1 protein-coding gene is annotated in these 1,425 nt (G+C 70.0%); it reads left to right on the top strand.

All coding sequences use genetic code 11. The features are described 5' to 3' along the window. A partial coding sequence (gene yicI, locus ACQKIP_RS47430; RefSeq protein WP_427745866.1) for an alpha-xylosidase occupies positions 1–1,425 on the top strand: 1,425 nt, incomplete at both ends.

Raw genomic sequence — 1,425 nt, forward strand, 5'->3', positions numbered from 1 at the left:
CAGGTGTGCGCGCCGGCGCCGACCGCTTCACCGCCCACGCCGCGACCAAGCGCGTCGAGCGCCGCGGCGACACCCTCAACTCCCCCCTGCTGACCGTCGATTGCTTCTCCCCCGCCGAGGGCGTCATCGGCGTGCGCACCACTCACCTGGCCGGCAAGCGCCACCCCGGCCCCGACTTCGGCCTGCCGGGCGCCGACACCGGCCACGGACAGGTGAGCCGCGACGGCGACGTGACCGAGCTGACCAGCGGGCCCCTGACCGCGCGCCTGGACAAGGCCGCCCCCTGGGCCCTGTCGTTCCGTGACCCGGACGGCCGGGAGATCACCTCGGCAGGCCGCAAGGGCACGGCCTTCTTCACCGCCGGCGACGGCGCGCACCACATGGCCGGGCGGCTGGCCCTGGGCGTGGGCGAGCAGGTCTACGGCCTGGGCGAACGCTTCACGCCGTTCGTCAAGAACGGCCAGGTCGTGGACATGTGGCAGGCCGACGGCGGCACCAGCAGCGAACAGGCCTACAAGAACGTCCCCTTCAGCCTGCACCTCTCCCCCGCCGGCGCCTACGGCGTGTTCGTCAACCACCCCGGCAGGGTCAGCTACGAGATCGGCTCGGAGTCGGTCGGCCAGATGCAGTTCAGCGTCCAGGACCAGACCCTGGAGTACTTCGTCGTCGCGGGCCCCACGCCCAAGGACGTCCTGCGCCGCTACACCGCACTCACCGGCCGCCCCGCGCTGCCCCCGGCCTGGTCGTTCGGACTGTGGCTCACCACCTCGTTCACCACGCAGTACGACGAGCAGACGGTGACCTCCTTCGTCGAGGGCATGGCCCGGCGCGACCTCCCGCTGAGCGTCTTCCACTTCGACTGCTTCTGGATGCGCGAGTACCAGTGGTCGGACTTCCAGTGGGACCCCGACGTCTTCCCCGACCCGGAGGGCATGCTGGCCCGGCTCAAGGCACGGGGACTGAAGATCTCCGTGTGGATCAACCCCTACATCGCGCAGAAGTCCGCCCTGTTCGACGAGGCAGCCGCCGCGGGATACCTGGTCAGGCGGGCAAACGGCGACATCTGGCAGTGGGATCTGTGGCAGGCGGGCATGGCGCTCGTCGACTTCACCGACCCCGAGGCGTGCGCCTGGTTCCAGGCGAAGCTGAAGGTGCTGCTCGACCAGGGCGTCGACTGCTTCAAGACCGACTTCGGCGAGCGCATCCCCACCGACGTGCTCTGGCACGACGGCTCCGACGCGGAGCGCATGCACAACTACTACACCCACCTGTACAACCGCACCGTCTTCGAACTCCTGGAAAAGGAGCGCGGCACGGGCGAAGCCGTCGTGTTCGCGCGTTCGGCGACGGCCGGCGGCCAGCAGTACCCGGTGCACTGGGGCGGCGACTGCTTCTCGTCGTTCGGCGCGATGGCCGAGTCACTGC

The sequence above is a fragment of the Streptomyces sp. NPDC059900 genome, from assembly GCF_050270335.1.
Taxonomy (GTDB): Bacteria; Actinomycetota; Actinomycetes; order Streptomycetales; family Streptomycetaceae; genus Streptomyces.